The organism is Alsobacter sp. KACC 23698, assembly GCF_045348435.1.
GTDB lineage: Bacteria > Pseudomonadota > Alphaproteobacteria > Rhizobiales > Beijerinckiaceae > Alsobacter.
In genome coordinates this window covers 3,350,941-3,367,803 of the sequence record NZ_CP157484.1, presented here as the reverse complement: position 1 = coordinate 3,367,803, position 16,863 = coordinate 3,350,941, and the positions used below count along the sequence as shown (strand labels likewise).

The following is a 16,863-nucleotide window of genomic DNA, read 5'->3' as shown; positions in this document are numbered from 1 at the left end:
AGCGCCATGGCGGACGTCACATACCCGGCCGCGGTCGCCGCGGGCCTCCTCAGCTTCCTCAGTCCCTGCGTGCTTCCGCTGGTGCCCCCCTATTTGTGCTTCATGGCCGGGACCACCATCGAGGACCTCGCCGAGGAGGGCGAGAAGGCGGCCAAGCGCGACGTCATGCTGGCGTCCTGCCTCTTCGTGCTCGGCTTCGCCACGGTGTTCGTCGCGCTGGGCGCCACGGCCTCGGTGCTCGGGCAGGTCATCCGGCAATATTCGCAGACGCTCTCCCTGGTGGCCGGCGGGGCCATCGTGCTGATGGGGCTGCACTTCCTCGGCGTGTTCCGGCTCACGATGCTGTATCGCGAGGCGCGCGTGAAGGTGGAGAAGCCGGTGGGCCTGTGGGGCGCCTATGTGATGGGACTCGCCTTCGCCTTCGGCTGGACGCCCTGCATCGGGCCCGTGCTGGCCGCCATCCTGGCGGTCGCCGGCTCGGAGGACACGGTGCTGCGCGGCGCGACGCTGCTGGCGTTCTATTCGGCCGGCCTCGGCATCCCGTTCCTTCTCGCCGCCATGGCGCTGGGCCCGTTCGCGCATTTCATGCGCCGGTTCCGCCGCCGCATGGGGGTGGTGGAGAAGGCCATGGGCGTGCTGCTGGTGGCGACGGGCGTCGCCTTCCTGACGGGCTCCTTCACGCAGATCTCGTTCTGGCTGCTGGAGACCTTCCCGGCGCTGGGGCGGCTCGGCTAGAGCGCGCCGCGCGTTCAGCCCGCCGGGTGCTCGCCCAGGTCCAGCTTCATGCCCTCGTGGCTGGCCTTGAAGCCGAGCCTTTCGTAGAAGCGCATGGCGTCGGGCCGGGCCTTGTCGGTGGTGAGCTGCATGAGGCCGCAGCCGCGCGACCGGCACTCCTGGATGGCCCAGTCGAACATCTGGCGGCCCAGTCCGCCGCCCCGGTGGGAGGCGGCGATGCGGACGCTCTCGATCTGGCCGCGCCAGGCGCCGCGCCGCGACAGCCCGGGGATGAAGCTGAGCTGCAGGCAGCCGATCGGCTCGCCGGCGTCGCCGAGCGCGACCGCCAGGAGCTGGTTGGGATCGCGATCGATCGCCGCGAAGGCGGCGGCGTATCGGGGGTCGCCAGGGCGCTCGCGCGCGGCGCCGAGCGCGTCGTCGGCGAGCAGCGCCACGAGGGCGGGCAGGTCGGCCAGGACGGCGCGCCGGATGCGCAGCGACGGCGTCATCGGCGGCTCAGGCCGCGTCGCCTTCGCGGCCGCGACGGCCCGAGCGGGCCCGGCCGGCCCCGCTCTTGGGCCGGGTGATGGGGCCGAGGCTCGCCTCGACGTCCTCGATGCTGGGCCGCCCCAAGGGCGTCGCGGGGGACGCCTGGAGCGCATCGATGGCGCCGCGCATCGCCGCGATGTGGGCGGGCGAGGTGCCGCAGCAGCCGCCCACGATGCGCGCGCCGGAGGCGACCGCGAGCCTGGCGTATTGCGCCATCAGCTCGGGCGTGCCGCCATAATGGACGTGGTCGCCGTGCAGCACCGGAATGCCGCAATTGCCCTTGGCGACCAGGATGTCGCTCGGGGCCGCGCCGCTCATGGCCAGGACGGAGGCGACGAGGTCTCCGGGGCCGATGCCGCAATTGGCCCCATAGGCGACGGGCTTGCGGGGCAGACCCTGGGCGAGTTCGGCCAGCGCCTCGGGCGTCATGCCCATCATGGTGCGGCCGGCGGTGTCGAAGCTCGCGGTGAACACGTAGGGAAGGTCCGCCTCGATGGCGCCGCGCGCGGCGGCCTCGAGCTCCTCGGGAGCCGACATCGTCTCGATCCATGCGACGTCGGCGCCGCCGGCCTTCAGGCCGCGCGCCTGGTCGGCGAAGGCGGCGACGGCGCTCGCCATGGTGAGCGCGCCGAGGGGCTCGAACAGCTCGCCCGTGGGTCCGATCGATCCCGCCACCACGACGGTCCGCCCGGCCTCGTCGGCGACCTTGCGGGCGATCGACGCCGCGATGCGGTTGAGCTCGGCCGCCTGGTCCTGCAGGCCGTGCAGCTTCAGCCGGAAGCTGTTGGCCCCGAAGCTGTTGGTCAGGACGATGTCGGAGCCGGCCTCGACGAAGCGCCTGTGGAGGTCGGCGACCTTCTCGGGCTTCTCCAGGAGCCAGCTCTCGGGCGCCTCGCCCGACATCAGGCCCATGTCGAAGTAATTTGTGCCGGTCGCGCCGTCGGCCAGGAGAATGCGGCGTTCGCCGAGGAGACGGGACAGGAGATCGGACATCGTGGGCCTTCATCGCGTGGCGCTGCGAACGCGACCCCTCCCTTAGCACTGCGGCAGGGTTTTTCAAAACGGACGTTACGGGTGGTTTGAGGAACGCTCCGACCCGTACAGACTTCGCCGCCAGGCGCGAGGGGCGGCCCGGTGCGCCTGGCCCAGCCGTTCTCGCGCCTTCCGAAACGAAAAGGGCGCCCGCGAGGGGCGCCCTTCCGGTCAGCCGTGAGGCTGCGCCTTACTTCATCTCGGCGTAGGAGATCTTGCCGTCGGCGCCCTTCTTCCAGACATACATCGTGTAGTCCGGACGGGTGATGTCGCCCTTCTTGTCGTAGGCGATGTCGCCGATGACCGTCTTGAACGCCTTGCCGGAGTGCATGGCTTCGGCGACCTTCTTGGGGTCGAGAGACTTCGCCTGCTCGGCGGCGGCGGCGATGATCTGCACCGCAGCGTAGCTGTAGAGCGTGTAGGCCTCGGGGTTGAACTTCTTGGCCTCGAACTTCTTGACGACGTCCTTGGCTTCCGGACGGTTGCGCGGGTCCGGCGGGAAGGTCATCAGGGTGCCTTCGACGCCCGGGCCGCCGATCGTGGCGAACTCGTCGGAGGTGATGCCGTCGCCGGACATCAGCACCGCCTTGACGCCCTGGTCGCGCATCTGGCGCACGATCAGGCCGCCTTCGGTGTGCAGGCCGCCCCAATAGACGATGTCGGCGCCGGCCGACTTGATCTTGGAGACGAGGGCCGAGTAGTCCTTCTCACCGGTGTTGACGCCCTCGTAGAGGACCTCCTTCACGCCGGCCTTGTTCATCGCCTTCTTGGTCTCGTCGGCGAGACCCTGGCCGTAGGTGGTCTTGTCGTGAACGACGGCGACCTTCTTGCCCTTCAGGTTCTTGGCGATGTACTCGGCCGCGACGGCGCCCTGCTGGTCGTCACGACCGCAGGTGCGGAACACGTTCCACATGCCCTTCTCGGTGATCTTCGGGTTGGTGGCCGACGGGGTCACCATCAGGATGCCGTTCTCCTGATAGACGTCCGAAGCCGGGTTGGTGACGCCCGAGTTGAAGTGGCCGACCACGAACTTCACGCCGTCGCCGACGAACTTGTTCGCCACGGACACGCCCTGCTTGGGGTCGGACACGTCGTCGCCGGTGGACAGCGTGATCTTCTGGCCGAGGATGCCGCCCTTGGCGTTGATGTCCTCGATGGCCTGCTCCACGCCGTTCTTCAGCTGAGCTCCGAACGCCGCGTTCGGACCGGTGATCGGACCCGCGACGCCCATCTTGATCTGGGCGCTGGCGACGCCCGAAAAGGCCATCACCGCGCTGAGCGCAATGCCGGTCAACAGCAGTTTCTTCATTGAACTTCCCCTCTGGTCGTATGGTCCCGCAGGACCCGGTTTCCCGGATTATCCTCACGAGGAAGGCGGATCATTGCGCCTTTTCCAGTGCGAGTCATCCGAAAAGCAAAGCGTTTTTCAGGCCTTTCGGGGCCTTTCTTCAAACGGCGGCAGGGCTTCGCTCACGCCACGAGAAGGGGCCCGTCTTCTCGTAGAGCCAGCGATACTGGGTCGTCATCTGCTGCGTCCGCTTGTAGCGGAAGCCGAGCGCTCCGGCGGCCAGGAGGATCAGCGTGTCGACCACATAGTAGTGGCCGGAGAGGAGCGTGCCCTCGAACAGCGCGAAGTGAATGAAGCGCACCGCCATGCCCAAAATCAGCATGTAGGGGACCACCATCCAGGCCGGACGCCATGTCTGCGCGATGGACTTGCCGGACGCCCAGGCGGCCGCGCCGCCCATGACGATGGAGACGAGGAGGAAGAGCCCGATGGAGCTTTCTTCGTAGAGGACGCCTTGCATGCTTTCCTCGGATGGAGCGTGTTCGCCGGAGCGGCGGAGGACGGGTTGGCGAGCGGCGCTTCGGCCGTTCAGTGGCCGCCGCCCTCCAGATAGGCGGCGCGAACCTGCGGGTCGGCCAGGAGCTCGCGGCCCGTGCCCGACATCGTCACGAGGCCGTTGACCATGACGTAGCCGCGATGGGCGAGCTTCAGCGCGTGATAGGCGTTCTGCTCGACCAGGAACACAGTGAGGCCTTCCTGGCGGTTCAGCTCGCGGATAGCGTCGAAGATCTGCTTGACGATGAGGGGCGCGAGGCCCAGCGAGGGCTCGTCGAGCAGCAGCAGCTTGGGGCGGGCCATCAGGGCGCGGGCGATGGCCAGCATCTGCTGCTCGCCGCCCGAGAGGGTGCCGCCGCGCTGGCCGATGCGCTCCTTGAGGCGCGGGAACAGCGTATACATGCGCGCCAGGTCTTCGTCGAAATGGGCGAAGTTGTTGATCGACGCGCCCATCTGCAGGTTCTCGTAGACCGTCATGCGCGGGAACACGCGCCGGCCTTCGGGAGACTGCGAGATCCGCAGGCGCGCGATCTCGTGCGTCGGCATGGACGTGATGTCCTGCCCGGCGAATGTGATGCGGCCCTCGCGCGCCCTCGGGCTGCCGAAGATCGTCATCATCAGGGTCGACTTGCCGGCGCCGTTCGCGCCGATCAGCGTGACGATCTCGCCCTGGTTGACGTCGAGGTCGACGCCCTTCAGGGCGATGATGTTGCCGTAGAAGGTCTTCACGCCGCGGATCGCCAGCAGCGGCTGGCCGGGGGCGGGCGTCGCCGCCGAACCCTGGCCCGGCGCCTGGACGGGGGCTTGCGCGAGAGTGCTCATCGTGTGTGCTCCGCGCCGGCCTGCTCGGCCACCACCTGTTCGGCCACCACTTCGACTTCCGCCTCCACCTCCTCGACCTCCTCGTCCTCGACGCCCAGATAGGCGGCGATGACCTTCGGGTCGTTCTGGATCTCCTTGGGCGAGCCGTCGGCGATCTTGGTGCCGTAGTCGAGCACGACGACATGGTCGGAGATCTGCATCACCACCGACATGTCGTGCTCGATCAGCAGCACGGAGGTGTCGTGATCGGTGCGGATCGAGCGCAACAGCGCGTTGAGCTCCAGGCTCTCACGCGGGTTCAGGCCGGCGGCGGGCTCGTCGAGGCACAGCAGCACCGGGTCCGTGCACATGGCGCGGGCGATCTCGAGGCGCCGCTGCGCGCCGTAGGGCAGTTCGCCGGCGGCGTCGTCGGCCCGGTCGGTGAGGTCGATCTTGTCGAGCCAGTATTTGGCCCGCTCGATCGCCTCCTTCTCGCGCGCCTTGTAGCCGCCGACCCCGAGCACGCCCAGGATGGTCATCCCGGAGGCGATCATCAGCGGGTTGTGCTGCGCCACGAGCAGGTTCTCCAGCACCGTCATGCCCTGGAACAGGCGGATGTTCTGGAAGGTGCGGGCGACCTTGGCCTTCCAGTTGATGCGGAAGTCCGGCAGCCGCTCCAGCAGGTAGTTGGAGCCGTCCGGATGGGTGAGGGTGATCATGCCCTCGGTCGGCTTGTAGAAGCCCGTGATGCAGTTGAACACGGTGGTCTTGCCGGCCCCGTTGGGGCCGATCAGGGCGGTGATGTCGCCGCGCCGCGCCTGGAAGCTGAGGTCGTTGATCGCCACGAGGCCGCCGAAGCGCATCGTGAGGTGATCGACCTGGAGCAGCGCGGCCGGGGAGGCGGCGGAGGAGGGAGAGGAGATCGCGGACGACATCAGCCGTGGCCCTCCTTCACGAGGGAGCTCGAAACGCTTCGGCGCTCCTTGAGGAAGGCGGTCGGCTCTCGGGTGGAGACGAGGCCGCGGGGCTTCCAGAGCATGATCAGCACCATGGCGAGCCCGAAGAGCAGCGTGCGGTACTGGGTGGGATCGAAGCTCTCGCCGAAGATCTGCTTCAGGAAGTCCAGCTCGCGCAGGATCTCAAAGCCGCCCACGAGCGCAATGGAGGAGATCACCACGCCGACGAGGCTGCCGGTCCCGCCCAGCACCACGATCGCCAGCACCTGCGCGGATTCGATGAAGGTGAAGCTTTCCGGGCTGATGAAGCCCTGGCGCGCGGCGAAGAAGCAGCCCGCGAAGCCGCCGAACATGGCGCCGAGCGCGAAGGCGGTCAGCTTCGTGTTGGTGGTGTTGATGCCCAGCGAGCGGCAGGCGATCTCATCCTCGCGCAGCGCCTCCCAGGCGCGCCCGACGGGCAGGCGGCGCAGCCTGAGCGTCACATAGGCGGTCAGCAGCGCCAGGCACAGGATGACGTAGTAGAGGAAGATGGTCCGGTAGATCGGACTGAACTCCAGCCCGAACAGCGCCGCGAAGCCGTCGTCGTTGGCGTTGAACGGCACCCCGAAGAAGCTCGGGCGCGGGATGGAGGACAGGCCGGCATAGCCGTTGGAGAAGTCCACCCAGTTGATCAGGACGAGGCGGATGATCTCGCCGAAGGCCAGCGTCACGATGGCGAGGTAGTCGCCGCGCAGCCGCAGGACCGGGAAGCCCAGGATGATGCCCCACAGCGCGGCGAGCAGCCCGGAGATGGGAAGGCAGATCCAGAACGACCAGACGCCCAGCGCCGGCAGCGTCTCGGGGATCACCTTGGTGGCGATGAGCGCGTAGCTGTAGGCGCCCACCGCGTAGAAGGCGACGTAGCCGAGATCGAGCAGGCCGGCGAGGCCCACCACGATGTTCAGGCCCCAGCCCAGCATGATGTAGATGAGGATCTGGATGCCGAAATTGTCGATCCACTTGATCGAGCCGCCGGGGCCGACGAGCGCCAGCGTCATCATCGGGTAGACGGCGATGAAGCCGAGCGCGACCGGGCCCACATAGCGCGACAGCGCCGAGATCCTGGCGCGGGTCTGCGCGGAAAGGGGCGAGGTGACGCCCTGGGTCTCGACGCGGCGCTCCCACAGGAGGCCGAGCAGGAGCAGCAGCACGCCGATGGAGAAGACCGTCGCGGCGAAGCCGTCGAAGGCGGCGTTGACGGCGCGGCCGAGCCCGCCGAGCAGCGTCAGGCAGCCCAGGATCAGCAGCGTCTTGGTGAGCTTGTTGATGAAGTAGATCTGGACGAAGCGGGCCAGGAACACCGCCACGCAGGCGAGGAAGACCCAGTTCCAGCGCGGCGCCAGGACCAGCTCGTTGGCCATGTTCTGCTCGGTGCGCAGCGCCAGGATGGGCACCGAGAGGCCGAGCATGACGACGGCCGCGAACCCGGCCTCGCGGGTGGCCCGCATCATCAGGCCCATGGCCGGCTTGGCCGGGACCTGGGTCTGGGGGACTCCTGTGTCGATGGTGGCGGTCATGCTCAGACCTTCTCGACTTCAGGACGGCCGAGGATGCCGGTCGGCAGGAAGATCAGCGTGATGGCGAGGATCGAGAACGCCGCCACGTCCTTGTAGTCGATGGTGAAATAGGCCGACCACATGGTCTCGATGAGGCCGATCAGCAGCCCGCCCAGCACCGCGCCGGGGAGCGAGCCGATGCCGCCCAGCACCGCCGCCGTGAAGGCCTTCACGCCCGGCACGAAGCCGTCGGAGAAGTTCACCACGCCGTAATACATGAGGTACATGACGCCCGCGACGGCGGCGAGCGCCGCGCCGATCACGAAGGTCAGCGAGATGGTGCGGTCGACGTCGATGCCGAGCAGCGCCGCCATCTTGCGGTCCTGCTCGCAGGCGCGCTGGGCGCGGCCGAGCGGGGTCTTCTGCACCAGCCACCAGAACACGGCGAGCAGCGCCACCGTGATGATCATGATGACGATCTGCTTGTAGGCGAGCACCACCGTGGTGGAGCCCTCGCCCATGAGGGTGAAGTTGCCCTGGATCATCGGCGGCAGCGGCTTGTTACGCGGCCCCTGGACCACCTGGACGAAGTTGGACAGGAAGATCGACATCCCGATGGCGGAGATCAGCGGCGCCAGGCGGAAGGAGCCTCGCAGCGGCCGGTATGCGACGCGCTCGATGGTCCAGTTCCACAGGCCGGTCAGCGCCATGCCGAGGATCAGCACCAGGAACAGCGCGGGCACCACCGCGACGCCGAGCCAGGCCGTGAACACCATGAACAAAATGAGGGCGATGAAGCCGCCGACCATGAACACGTCGCCATGGGCGAAGTTCACCATGCCGATGATGCCGAAGACCATCGTGTAGCCGATCGCGATCAGCCCGTAGATGGACCCCAGCGTCAGCCCGTTGATGAGCTGCTGGAGAAAAACTTCCATGTCGAAACGCCACTCCCCTCATTCGCCTTCCACGCTCTGACGGCGCTGTCGAAGGCGGCGGGGTCCCGCAAGCAAGGCGCGTGCCCGGAACCCGCATTCAGTCTGATCAAAGTCTTATCAAGGCCCCGCCGACGCTACAATCATCACCCGTCACAAACCCGACAAAAAGCATAAACCGCCAAAATGACAGGGGATAGCAGCGCTTTTCGCCGCACGATGCGCGCCCCGGCGCGTTGTGCGCAACGGAGTGCGGAGCCGGCGCCGTCCATGAGCCCCGCGCACGGCTGGCATGCCGGGCGACATCCGCGCCTGTCGGCTCAGCCAGGCTCACGGTCCATCACCTGGAAGCCGTGCGCCAGGGGGTCGCGGTCGTCGATGAAGATGGTGTTGTAGCCGGTCATCCGGGCCCAGCCCTCGATGGAGGGCACGATGGCGTCGAACCCTCCCACTTTCACGGCCTTCTCAACCCGTCCGTTGAAGACGGTGCCGATGATCGATTCGTGGATGAAGTCGTCGCCGACCTTGAGCCGGCCGAGGGCCGCCCACTGGGCCATGCGGGCGGACGTGCCGGTGCCGCAGGGCGAGCGGTCGATGGCCTTGTCGCCGTAGAACACCGCGTTGCGGGCGTGCGCGTCGGCGGAGGGCGTTCCGGCCCACAGCACGTGCGAGAGGCCGTTGATGGCCGGGTTCTCGGGATGCACGAAGTCGTAGCGCGCCCGGAAAGCCGCCCTCACCTTCGGGCTCCAGCGCAGGATGTCGGAAGGGTCGACATGCTCCAGGCCCGGGAAGTTCGGCTGCGGCTCCACGATGGCGTAGAAGTTGCCCCCATAGGCCACGTCCACGGTGAGCTCGCCAAGGCCCTCGACCTCGGCCGAGATCTGGCGCGAATGCAGGAAGGACGGCACGTTGGTGATGCGCACGCTGTCTACATAGGGGCCGTTCTGGACGTAGCGGGCCTCCACGAGGCCTGCCGGCGTGTCGATGCGCAGCACGCCGGGTTCGCGCGGCGTGACGAGCCCGCGCTCCAGCGCCATCGTGACCGTGCCGATGGTGCCGTGGCCGCACATCGGCAGGCAGCCCGACGTCTCGATGAACAGGAAGGCGATGTCGCAGTCGGCGCGGGTGGGCGGGTAGAGGATCGCGCCCGACATCATGTCGTGGCCCCGCGGCTCGAACATGAGCCCGGTGCGGACCCAGTCGAACTCGGCCAGGAAATGGGCCCGTTTCTCCACCATTGTGGCGCCCTCGAGCCGCGGGCCTCCGCCGGCGACGAGGCGCACCGGGTTGCCGCAGGTGTGGCCGTCGACGCAGAAAAACGTATGGCTCGCCATGAGGTTGGTTCCGAGTGGTGGAGTTCTGATTCAACTTGAAGGTGCGATGATCGGAGGCGTCCAACAACCCCCTCATCCGTCGAGACGCCCTGCTGGGCAGGGCTCCTCAGGATGAGGGGACTTCGATGAGCGCCCCCCCCGGTTTTCAGGCGAAGAGCATCGTGCTGCGTCAGGGCTTTGCTTCAGGTCCCATCAAAACCGCTGCGGGCTGAAGCGCGCAAGGTCGATCTGGGGGGTGCGGCCGGCGACGAGGTCGGCCACGAGGGCGCCGGTGGCGGCCGACTGGGTCAGGCCGTAGTGACCGTGACCGAAGGCGTAGATCACGTCCGCGGTGGCGCGCGCCCGGCCGATGACGGGCAGCGAATCCGGGATCGAGGGCCTGAATCCCATCCAGACGGAGCCGCTCTCGAAGGGCGGGACGTCGCGCAGGAAGCGCGTGGCCTTGGCGTGCAGCGCCCGGGTGCGGGCGTGGTTGGGCGGCAGGGACAGCCCGCCCAGCTCCACAGCGCCGCCGATGCGAAGCCCGCTGTCGAGCGGGGTCGCCACGAACCCCTGGCCGTCGAAGGACACCGGGCGGGCGAGGAGCCCCGTGACGCCGGGAAAGCTGACATTGTAGCCGCGTTCGGTGTCGAGCGGCACGGCGTCGCCCAGGGAGGCGGCGAGGGGCTTCGACCAGGCGCCGGCCGCCAGCACGATCCTGTCGGCGGTCAGCGCGTCCCCGGCCCGGGTGGCCATGCGCGCCGGCGGGCCGGCCTCCAGGGAAACGATGTCGGCCCTTTGAAACGCGACGCCGCGCTGCAGGGCGGCGTCGAAGAGCGCCTGCGTGACCTCGCGGGGGTCGCTCACATGGGCGGCGTCCGGGAAGAAGGCGGCGGCCACGATCCGGTCGGAGAGCGCCGGCTCCAAGCGCCGCGCCTCGGCGGCGTCCAGCAGCTGGCAGGCGATGCCGAGATCCCGCTGCTTGCGGAAATGCGCCTTGGCCCGCACGAAGGCGCCTTCGTCGTCGAATACGAACAGCCCGCCGCGGCGGTGGATGAGCGCCTCCAGCCCAAGATCGCCCGAAAGCCTGGTCCAGGCCGGCATGGCCAGCCGCTGCAGCTCCACCAGCGACTCGACCGAGCGGGCGAGGTTCTCGGGCCGCGAGGCCCAGACGAGGCGCGTCAGCCAGGGCAGGAGGGGGAGGAGGTAGCTCGGCCGGATGGCGAGCGGCCCGAGCGGATCGAGGAGAAATCCCGGCGCCCGGCGCAGCATCTTGGGCGACGCGATGGGGTCGATGTCGGTGTGCGCCAGCCAGCCCGCATTGCCCTGCGAGGCGCCCGCTGCCGGTCCCTCGCGGTCGACCACCGTGACGCGATGCCCCTCGGCCGCCAGCGCGTGCGCGCTGGCGAGGCCCACGAGCCCGGCTCCGATGACGGTGATCTTCATGGACGATCCCGATGGTTTTGCCCTCTCCCCGGCGCAGAGAGAGGGGGCCCATGGCGGCCGCGGCGCCGGGCGTTCCCTTCTCCCCGGCGCGGGGTGATGGCAGCCGAGCGCAGCGAGGCCGGATCAGGGGTTACGCCTCGCCCGTTACTCCGCGGCGAGCTTGGCGGCCGGCAGCTTCGGGCGGTTGGCCAGCGCCTTGGCGACGATGGCCTCGACCCGTGCGCGCTCGTCGCCGACGAGCGACATGCGCGGGGCGCGGCAGCGGTCGTTCGAGCCGGCCGCCAGCTGCTCGACCAGCTTGATGTTCTGGACGAGCTTGGAGGAGACGTCGAGGTCCAGCAGCGGCTGGAACCAGCGGTAGATCGCGACCGCCTCGGCCAGGCGGCCCTGGCGCATCAGCTCGTAGATCGCCACCGTCTCGGCCGGGAAGGCGCAGACAAGGCCCGCGACCCAGCCCACGGCCCCAACGGCGAGGCTCTCCAGCGCGAGGTTGTCGACGCCGGTGAAGATCTGGAACCGATCGCCGACAGCGTTGAAGATCTGGGTCACGCGACGGACGTCGTCGGAGGATTCCTTGACGGCGACGAAGAGCGGATCGGCGGCGAGCTCGCCCAGCATGGCCGGCGTGATGTCGACGCCGTAGCTGACGGGGTTGTTGTAGATCATCACCGGCAGGCCGCCGGCCTTCGCGACGGAGCGGTAGTGGGCCATCGTCTCGCGGGCGTCGGAGCGGTAGGGCACGCCGGGCAGGATCATGAAGCCCTCGGCGCCGGCCTTCGCGCCCGCCTCGGCCAGAGCCTGGGCGCGCCGGGTGGAGCCCTCCACCACCGTCAGCAGCACGGGGACGCGGCCCTTGGCGACCCGGATCGCGGTCTTGAGAACGTCGACCTTCTCATCCGGCTCCAGCGTGGAGGCCTCGCCCAGCGAGCCGCAGACGATGATCCCGTGCACGCCGGCGTCGAGCTGCAGGGCGAAGGAGCGCTCCATCTCGGCGATGTCGAGGCGGTCGTCCGCGGTGAACTTGGTGGTGACGGCGGGGAAGACGCCTTTCCAAACCTTCGCGCTCTCGGACATGGTGCTCTCCTGGGTTGCCGGCTGACGTCGTATATGCGTAATATATCACCGCAGAGGGGTCAAGCGGGCAGGGGAAGCCGGGTGTCGGACGCAGCGCAAGCGGACAGGGTCGAGAGCGATGTCTGGGAGGCGCGGGGCGCCGCTCCGGCAGGTCCCTGCCTGTCCGGAGCGGAGACCGAGACCCTCGCCGACCGGGCCTACCGCATCATCGAGGACCAGATCGTCCGGCTGGCGCTGGCGCCCGGCGCGCGCTTGACCGAGCAGGACCTGGCGGCCCGCATCGGGCTCGGCCGCACGCCGGTGCGCGAGGCGGTTCAGCGCCTCGTCGCGGACGGATTGCTGACGGTTTTCCCCCGCAAGGGCATGGCGGTGGCGGCCATCAACCCGCTCGACGTGCTGCTGGCGCTCGACGCCCGCGCGGCGCTGGAGCGCGTCATCGCCGCCGCGGCGGCCCGGCGGGCGACCCCGCAACAGCGCGACGCCCTGGTGGAGGCGGCGGGCGCGATGCTGGCGGCGGCCGAACGCGGCGATCCCGCCGACTACATGCGCCACGACCAGCGCTTCGACCATCTCGTGGGCGAGGCGTCCGGCAACCCCTTCGCCGTGCGGGCGCTGGCGCCCCTGCAATCCATGGCGCGACGGGGCTGGTTCTATTTCCGGCGCGAACGGGACCTCGTGGCCTCGTCCCGCCAGCACGCCGCCGTCGCCGCCGCGATCGGGGCGGGGGACGCCGACGCCGCCGCGCGCGCCTCCGACACGCTCATCGCCCATGTGCGGGACGGGTTGAAACAGGCGCTGGCCGATCTCTGACGCCCGGCGGCCGGCTTCGCGCCATTCTGGGACGATGAGCGGCCTTCCGGCGGCTTTGCAACTGGCGCGTGCATTGCCTTGACTGACTCAGAACCCTATCTTGGGACCTTGCGGAGCGCTCGCCGAATGACCCGACCCTTGCGTCCCCCGTCGCCTGGCGAGATGGCCGCCCCAGCCGTGAACGCCCGAGAGGCCGCGGGCGCGGCGCGCTCGCAGGCCTATCGCGACGGCATGGCCCGCATCGCCTCGGCTGTGCACGTGATCGCCACCGACGGGCCGGCGGGCCGGACCGGCTTCACCGCCACGGCGGTGACCTCGATCTCCGACGCCCCGCCGACGCTCCTCGTCTGCCTCAACCGCGCCAGCGCGTCCGCGGCGCGCCTCGTCGCCAACGGCGTGTTCTGCGTCAACACCCTGGCGGCCGACCAGGCCGGGCTCGCCGAGGACTTCGCCGGGCGCTCGGGCCTGCATGGCGAGGCGCGCTTCAGCCACGGCGTGTGGACGACGTTGGCGACCGGCGCGCCGCTTCTCGACGGCGCTCTGGCGAGCTTCGATTGCCGGCTGGTGGAGGTGCGCGATATCGCCACCCACCATGTGCTGGTCGGCGAGGTCGAGGCGGTCCGGATCGGGACCGCCGGCGAGAGCCTCGTCTATCTCGATCGCGCCTACCGGTCCGTCACCGGCGGCTGAGCCTCACCCGGCCAGCGAGAGGCGGCCCTGCCGGTCCACCACGACCCGCCGGTCGGCGATGCGGCGCTGGTCCTGCGCGCCGACGCGGAGCGCGGGCGGGGTGGCCCAGCCCATCTCCCGCGCCACCACGAGGCCGAGCAGCAGGATCGCGTCCGGCTCCGTCATCAGAATGGCGGCCGGGGCCTTGCCGGCGTGCACCAGTTCCAGCAGCACCGCGGAGGCGGAGGACGAGCCGATGGTGCCGGGCAGCGCCAGCACGCGGCCGGCAACGCATTCGCCGCGCTGCGGATGGCGGGCGTCGATGATGTCGCCGGTCTTCGGGTCGACGCCGCCCCAAAAGCTGATCGGGGCCGAAAGGGCCAGGACGACGCCCTCGGCGTCGCGGTCCTGGTCGCCCGGCAGCAGCACGTCGCAACTCAGCTCCACAGCACGTCCTCCCGAACGAGGCGGCCGGCGACCGCGCTCTCCACGCAGTCGGCCAGCGAGCCATATTGGACGGCGAGGCCTGTGTTGCCTGGCGCGTAATGGGCGAACTTGCCCGAATTAGTCATCAGCACGCCCTCGGCGCGCTCCAGGATGGGGGTGACCACCACGCAGGTGTCGGCCACGAAGGTGACGCCGCGGGACTCCAGCGCCGAGCGAAGGCCGCTCGCCTCGATGGCCTTGATCACGTGGCGCCCGGTGCAGGCGTAGAAGGGCACGCTCATGCGCCGGCCTCCGAGGAAGAGGCCGAGCGCCTCCACCTCGTCGAGCGAGAGATGCGGGCTGCCGATGGCGACGGCGTCCACGACGTCGCCGGGGCCGGCCGTCGACAGGCGCGCCTGGGCGGCCAGCATCATGTCCGGCGTCACGCTGACGCGCTCGGCCAAGTGGGCGGCCTCCGCCCCGCCGCACGCCGCCCCGACGGTGGGCGCCTCCGGGGTGACGCCGGCGATGTGAAACAGCCCGACCCCGCCGGACGACGCCGCGGCGGCGCCCAGCGCCTTCAGCCGGTCCTCGCTGGAGAAGCCCTCCAGTCCCGCGACGACGCCGATGGCCGAGCCCAGCGTCAGGCCATACCACGTCCCGAAGACGGGCCAGAACACGTCGGACGCGCGCAGGGCGGCCGACAGGCCTGACGCGTCGATCACCACCGTGGCGCGGCGGTTCTCCGCGCGGTGCAGGCCATAGTCGGGCGCGCGGCCGGTGATCGCGCAGGCGATGTCGAGGAAGTCGCCATAGCGGTTGGTGCGGGCGCCGAGCACCGAGTTGCAGAACACCACGGCGTTGGACTCGCCCCAGGCCACGTCGCTGCCCAGGGCCGGCCTGTGACCCGCCTGGTAGGGGGCGCATGTCCAGGTGGGGGCGCAGCCCATCGCCTCATAGGCGCGCATCATGCGACGGGCCATCTCGCGCTCATGGGGCGGCAGGCGCACCCGCGAGCAGCCGACGAGATCCAGCGCGCCGACATTGAGGGTCGCCTTCACGGCGGTCTTCGCTTCGCCGGCGACGAGGGCCTCGGCGAAGAGCGTGCCCGAGTCGCCGTGATAGAGCGCCCCGTCGATATGGGCGGAGGCGACCGGGATGAGCCGCGGCGCGCCCATCAGGCGGGCCGCCTCCGCGACGATCCGCATCGCGATGGCGTGTCCCCGGCCGTGTTCGCCGGCGGCGGCGGCCCGTTCTTCCGGCGTTAGCGCGAGCATGGCTCACCTGCGTTCGCGTCCGTTCGGCCCGATTGCGGCGGCGTCCGGGACATGGTCTGATCCGCGCGACTTTAACAGGGGCGCTCGCGCCGGGCGCAAGTCCCGGACGCAGTTCGGCGCCCTCTTTTCTGACGGGGGAGGAACTCCATGGCGATGACCATGTCCGGCGAATTCGTGCTGCCGGCCGACAAGGCGACGGTGTGGGCCAAGCTGAACGATCCGGACGTCCTGCGCGCCTGCATTCCCGGGTGCCAGAGCCTCGAGACCACGGGCGACAACGGTTTCGCGGCCGTCGCCAAGGTCAAGGTCGGGCCGGTGAGCGCCACCTTCAAGGGAAAAGTCACGCTGTCCGACATCGATCCGCCGAACGGCTACCGGATCACCGGCGAGGGCGAGGGCGGCGTGGCGGGATTCGCCAAGGGCGGAGCCGTGGTGAAGCTCGAAGACGCCGACGGCGGCGCAACGAAGCTGAATTACGATGTGGAGGCCCAGATCGGCGGCAAGCTGGCCCAGTTGGGCGGACGGCTCATCAATGGCGTCGCCAAGAAGATGGCGGACGAGTTCTTCGCCAACTTCGCCAAGGCGGTCGAGCCGCAGCAGGCGGCCTGACGACGTCCTGCGCGCAAGGCCGCTTCAGCTTGGCGCGCCGTCGCCGAAACCTTGGCGGCGCGCGTGCGGAGGGGAGCCCGGCCGCAACCTGAGCGGGCGACCTGCCGCGCGTCTTGCAACCTAAATCCGCAGCTGTCCGAAATTCGCGCGAAACGCCGCAGATTCGGGGTGCTTTCTCATCCTTTAAGTTGCTTGACCGGGTTTTCCGGGCGTACCAAACTGGAATCCTTCGAAGTTGGACAGTGATCAACCTGGGTGATCCGACCTGGGACATCTCGGTTTTCGCCGCGTCGAAGCGGCCAAGAACAGTCGTCGCATCCTCTCCGGACAGGACCGCGCTGCGACGCATCAGTGGAGGAAGGCATGACGACGATTTCGATGACGGTGAACGGCAAGGCCGTTTCCGGGTCCGTGGAGCCGCGCACGCTCCTGGTCCAGTTTCTGCGCGAGACGCTGCGGCTGACCGGCACGCATGTGGGCTGCGACACCAGCCAGTGCGGAGCGTGCGTGGTGCATGTGGACGGGGCGGCGGTGAAGAGCTGCACGATGCTGGCTGTGAGCTGCGAGGGTTCGCACGTGACCACCATCGAGGGGCTGGCGAACGGGACGGAGCTGCATCCGATGCAGGCGGCGTTCCGCGAGCATCACGGCCTGCAATGCGGCTTCTGCACGCCCGGCATGATCATGACGGCTGTCGACCTCGTGAACCGCAAGGGGTCGGTGCTGGACGAGCACACCATCCGCGAGGAGCTGGAAGGCAATATCTGCCGCTGCACGGGCTACCACAACATTGTCAAGGCGGTGGAGGCGGGGGCCCAGGCGATGGGCGCCGGCGGGCTGCGCGCCGCTGCCGAATAGGGGGAGAAGCGAGTCG

Annotated in this window: 18 protein-coding genes; 5 read left to right on the top strand and 13 right to left on the bottom strand. The window is 69.3% G+C overall.

The features are described 5' to 3' along the window. Window positions 1-6 precede the first annotated feature (6 nt). Window positions 7-735, top strand: a complete 729-nt coding sequence (locus tag ABEG18_RS16010; protein WP_406854045.1) for a cytochrome c biogenesis CcdA family protein — start codon at window positions 7-9, stop codon at window positions 733-735. A gap of 14 nt (window positions 736-749) precedes the next feature. On the opposite strand, the gene ABEG18_RS16005 is transcribed toward ABEG18_RS16010, so the two are convergent. From ABEG18_RS16005 to ABEG18_RS15955, 11 genes are all read right to left on the bottom strand, one after another. Further along, complete coding sequence (locus tag ABEG18_RS16005) at window positions 750-1,223, bottom strand: N-acetyltransferase family protein (protein ID WP_406854044.1); 474 nt, start codon at window positions 1,221-1,223, stop codon at window positions 750-752. Between the two features lie 7 nt (window positions 1,224-1,230). Then, window positions 1,231-2,256, bottom strand: a complete 1,026-nt coding sequence (bmt, locus tag ABEG18_RS16000) for a betaine--homocysteine S-methyltransferase (protein ID WP_406854043.1) — start codon at window positions 2,254-2,256, stop codon at window positions 1,231-1,233. A 229-nt stretch (window positions 2,257-2,485) separates the two neighbouring features. After that, window positions 2,486-3,604: a branched-chain amino acid ABC transporter substrate-binding protein gene (locus ABEG18_RS15995; RefSeq protein WP_406854042.1), complete on the bottom strand. Its 1,119-nt coding sequence runs from the start codon at window positions 3,602-3,604 to the stop codon at window positions 2,486-2,488. A gap of 139 nt (window positions 3,605-3,743) precedes the next feature. Further along, complete coding sequence (locus tag ABEG18_RS15990) at window positions 3,744-4,103, bottom strand: DUF6867 family protein (RefSeq protein WP_406854041.1); 360 nt, start codon at window positions 4,101-4,103, stop codon at window positions 3,744-3,746. Between the two features lie 68 nt (window positions 4,104-4,171). Beyond that, a complete protein-coding gene (locus tag ABEG18_RS15985) occupies window positions 4,172-4,960 on the bottom strand; it encodes an ABC transporter ATP-binding protein (RefSeq protein WP_406854040.1) in 789 nt (262 codons plus the stop codon). After that, window positions 4,957-5,874, bottom strand: a complete 918-nt coding sequence (locus ABEG18_RS15980; protein ID WP_406854039.1) for an ABC transporter ATP-binding protein — start codon at window positions 5,872-5,874, stop codon at window positions 4,957-4,959. The genes ABEG18_RS15985 and ABEG18_RS15980 overlap by 4 nt, the downstream gene beginning before the upstream one ends. Then, complete coding sequence (gene livM, locus ABEG18_RS15975; protein WP_406858622.1) at window positions 5,874-7,394, bottom strand: high-affinity branched-chain amino acid ABC transporter permease LivM; 1,521 nt, start codon at window positions 7,392-7,394, stop codon at window positions 5,874-5,876. The genes ABEG18_RS15980 and livM overlap by 1 nt, the downstream gene beginning before the upstream one ends. A 59-nt stretch (window positions 7,395-7,453) precedes the next feature. Next, complete coding sequence (locus tag ABEG18_RS15970) at window positions 7,454-8,368, bottom strand: branched-chain amino acid ABC transporter permease (RefSeq protein ID WP_406854038.1); 915 nt, start codon at window positions 8,366-8,368, stop codon at window positions 7,454-7,456. A gap of 317 nt (window positions 8,369-8,685) precedes the next feature. Continuing rightward, entirely contained in the window at window positions 8,686-9,699 is a 1,014-nt protein-coding gene (locus ABEG18_RS15965) for a 4-hydroxyproline epimerase (RefSeq protein ID WP_406854037.1), read from the bottom strand. 192 nt (window positions 9,700-9,891) lie between these two features. Next, window positions 9,892-11,124: an FAD-binding oxidoreductase gene (locus ABEG18_RS15960; protein WP_406854036.1), complete on the bottom strand. Its 1,233-nt coding sequence runs from the start codon at window positions 11,122-11,124 to the stop codon at window positions 9,892-9,894. A gap of 144 nt (window positions 11,125-11,268) precedes the next feature. Beyond that, complete coding sequence (locus ABEG18_RS15955) at window positions 11,269-12,198, bottom strand: dihydrodipicolinate synthase family protein (RefSeq protein WP_406854035.1); 930 nt, start codon at window positions 12,196-12,198, stop codon at window positions 11,269-11,271. Between the two features lie 81 nt (window positions 12,199-12,279). Between ABEG18_RS15955 and ABEG18_RS15950 the strand changes: the two genes are divergently transcribed. Further along, window positions 12,280-13,008, top strand: coding sequence for a GntR family transcriptional regulator (locus tag ABEG18_RS15950; protein ID WP_406854034.1), 729 nt, complete (start codon window positions 12,280-12,282; stop codon window positions 13,006-13,008). A 126-nt stretch (window positions 13,009-13,134) separates the two neighbouring features. Continuing rightward, on the top strand, window positions 13,135-13,698 hold the full coding sequence (locus ABEG18_RS15945; RefSeq protein WP_406854033.1) for a flavin reductase: 564 nt from the start codon (window positions 13,135-13,137) through the stop codon (window positions 13,696-13,698). Window positions 13,699-13,701: 3 nt separating this feature from the next. On the opposite strand, the gene ABEG18_RS15940 is transcribed toward ABEG18_RS15945, so the two are convergent. After that, window positions 13,702-14,124, bottom strand: coding sequence for an aconitase X swivel domain-containing protein (locus ABEG18_RS15940; RefSeq protein ID WP_406854032.1), 423 nt, complete (start codon window positions 14,122-14,124; stop codon window positions 13,702-13,704). Further along, entirely contained in the window at window positions 14,115-15,380 is a 1,266-nt protein-coding gene (locus tag ABEG18_RS15935) for an aconitase X (protein WP_406854031.1), read from the bottom strand. The genes ABEG18_RS15940 and ABEG18_RS15935 overlap by 10 nt, the downstream gene beginning before the upstream one ends. Window positions 15,381-15,527: 147 nt before the next feature. Between ABEG18_RS15935 and ABEG18_RS15930 the strand changes: the two genes are divergently transcribed. Both ABEG18_RS15930 and ABEG18_RS15925 read left to right on the top strand, forming a co-directional pair. After that, window positions 15,528-15,989: a carbon monoxide dehydrogenase subunit G gene (locus ABEG18_RS15930; RefSeq protein WP_406854030.1), complete on the top strand. Its 462-nt coding sequence runs from the start codon at window positions 15,528-15,530 to the stop codon at window positions 15,987-15,989. 363 nt (window positions 15,990-16,352) lie between these two features. After that, window positions 16,353-16,847 (top strand): (2Fe-2S)-binding protein, encoded by a 495-nt coding sequence (locus tag ABEG18_RS15925; RefSeq protein WP_406854029.1) that lies wholly within the window; start codon window positions 16,353-16,355, stop codon window positions 16,845-16,847. The last annotated feature ends 16 nt before the right edge of the window (window positions 16,848-16,863 follow it).

Excerpts from the sequence above, each read along its gene's own strand:
- ABEG18_RS16010 (WP_406854045.1), top strand. The coding sequence starts at position 7 with ATGGCGGACGTCACATACCCGGCCGCGGTCGCCGCGGGCCTCCTCAGC.
- ABEG18_RS15985 (WP_406854040.1), bottom strand. The coding sequence starts at position 4,960 with ATGAGCACTCTCGCGCAAGCCCCCGTCCAGGCGCCGGGCCAGGGTTCG.
- ABEG18_RS15995 (WP_406854042.1), bottom strand. The coding sequence starts at position 3,604 with ATGAAGAAACTGCTGTTGACCGGCATTGCGCTCAGCGCGGTGATGGCC.
- ABEG18_RS15970 (WP_406854038.1), bottom strand. The coding sequence starts at position 8,368 with ATGGAAGTTTTTCTCCAGCAGCTCATCAACGGGCTGACGCTGGGGTCC.
- ABEG18_RS16005 (WP_406854044.1), bottom strand. The coding sequence starts at position 1,223 with ATGACGCCGTCGCTGCGCATCCGGCGCGCCGTCCTGGCCGACCTGCCC.
- ABEG18_RS15965 (WP_406854037.1), bottom strand. The coding sequence starts at position 9,699 with ATGGCGAGCCATACGTTTTTCTGCGTCGACGGCCACACCTGCGGCAAC.
- ABEG18_RS15945 (WP_406854033.1), top strand. The coding sequence starts at position 13,135 with ATGACCCGACCCTTGCGTCCCCCGTCGCCTGGCGAGATGGCCGCCCCA.
- ABEG18_RS15935 (WP_406854031.1), bottom strand. The coding sequence starts at position 15,380 with ATGCTCGCGCTAACGCCGGAAGAACGGGCCGCCGCCGCCGGCGAACAC.
- ABEG18_RS15960 (WP_406854036.1), bottom strand. The coding sequence starts at position 11,124 with ATGAAGATCACCGTCATCGGAGCCGGGCTCGTGGGCCTCGCCAGCGCG.
- bmt (WP_406854043.1), bottom strand. The coding sequence starts at position 2,256 with ATGTCCGATCTCCTGTCCCGTCTCCTCGGCGAACGCCGCATTCTCCTG.
- ABEG18_RS15955 (WP_406854035.1), bottom strand. The coding sequence starts at position 12,198 with ATGTCCGAGAGCGCGAAGGTTTGGAAAGGCGTCTTCCCCGCCGTCACC.
- ABEG18_RS15990 (WP_406854041.1), bottom strand. The coding sequence starts at position 4,103 with ATGCAAGGCGTCCTCTACGAAGAAAGCTCCATCGGGCTCTTCCTCCTC.
- livM (WP_406858622.1), bottom strand. The coding sequence starts at position 7,394 with ATGGGCCTGATGATGCGGGCCACCCGCGAGGCCGGGTTCGCGGCCGTC.
- ABEG18_RS15980 (WP_406854039.1), bottom strand. The coding sequence starts at position 5,874 with ATGTCGTCCGCGATCTCCTCTCCCTCCTCCGCCGCCTCCCCGGCCGCG.
- ABEG18_RS15925 (WP_406854029.1), top strand. The coding sequence starts at position 16,353 with ATGACGACGATTTCGATGACGGTGAACGGCAAGGCCGTTTCCGGGTCC.
- ABEG18_RS15930 (WP_406854030.1), top strand. The coding sequence starts at position 15,528 with ATGGCGATGACCATGTCCGGCGAATTCGTGCTGCCGGCCGACAAGGCG.